Raw genomic sequence first — 1,011 nt, 5'->3', positions numbered from 1 at the left:
ATACACATTTTCAAGCATAAATCAAATACTTTAAAACACTTCCTACAACCTCCCTATTTCTCTACCTAAAAGATAGAAAAATGTTACTTTTCTCTATACTTAATCATAAGAAACACTTTTAAAGTTTTTGTTTTAAGCAAAAAAAAGGGGGGGGGAGGGGGCTAGAATTGAACCCGTATTATTTATAATACAAAATCAATTTTATGAAAGGTGGTTTAATGAAAACTACAAAATTACTTGTAAGTTCAGTAGTGGCTTTAGCATTATCAAGTTCTGCACTTGTAGCTGAAGAAAATGGCATTTTTGTGGGTGTAGGGCTAGGATATGGTGGAAGCACAATGAAAGTTACAAGTCCTGGTGACGGTGGTGGGAAACAAAGTCTAGATGGTTTAAGCTATGAAGTGATTGCTGGTTATAAGCAATTCTTTACTCCAAATTTTGGTTTGCGCTTATTATGCAAACTTTGCATCTACTACAGGAGAAAAGAAAATTGAGGGTATAAAGCGTAAAGCAAATGTGATGAATTTTGGTGTAAATGTTGATGCACTTTATAATTTTATCGCTGATGATTCTCTAAGCTTTGGTGCATTTTTGGGGCTTGGCTTAGGTCTTAATAGCTGGAGTGGCAGCCTTATTACAGGTCTTAAAGATGACATGGCAGGACTTGGCGCAAAAGTAACAACAAGTGGCTTTGGTGCTGCTCTTAATGTTGGTTTGCGCACAGAGATTGCTAAAGCTCACGGCATAGAATTAGCTGCTCGTGTACCTTTTGTCGCTACAACTCTTGTTAATAAAGATGGTTTAAAAGTAACAGCAACACACAACTACAATGTAGGCTTACGCTATATCTTTAGCTTCTAAGAATTTTAGAATCTAAATTTAAGCTTTCTTATATTTATCTCCTCATTTTGTCCCCAAAGGCTTTACGCCCTTGGGGGTTTAAAACTCAAAACTTCCTAAAATCTTTTAAATTTTCTAAAGACTTTTGATACTTTTTTGTTTGGAAACTAA

2 protein-coding genes are annotated in these 1,011 nt (G+C 35.2%); both read left to right on the top strand.

Annotated elements, in window-relative coordinates:
• The first annotated feature begins 218 nt into the window (after positions 1–218).
• The gene (locus LS67_RS10070) at positions 219–494 is read left to right on the top strand and encodes a hypothetical protein (protein WP_231944738.1); all 276 of its coding nucleotides are present in this window, start codon (positions 219–221) and stop codon (positions 492–494) included.
• Positions 406–861, top strand: coding sequence for an outer membrane beta-barrel protein (locus LS67_RS10065; protein WP_328590463.1), 456 nt, complete (start codon positions 406–408; stop codon positions 859–861). The genes LS67_RS10070 and LS67_RS10065 overlap by 89 nt, the downstream gene beginning before the upstream one ends.
• Positions 862–1,011: the final 150 nt, after the last annotated feature.

Origin of the sequence: Helicobacter sp. MIT 03-1616, from assembly GCF_000765685.2 — a bacterium.
GTDB lineage: Bacteria > Campylobacterota > Campylobacteria > Campylobacterales > Helicobacteraceae > Helicobacter_C > Helicobacter_C typhlonius.
This window is presented reverse-complemented; position numbering and strand designations above follow the sequence as displayed.

Excerpts from the sequence above, each read along its gene's own strand:
- LS67_RS10070 (WP_231944738.1), top strand. The coding sequence starts at position 219 with ATGAAAACTACAAAATTACTTGTAAGTTCAGTAGTGGCTTTAGCATTA.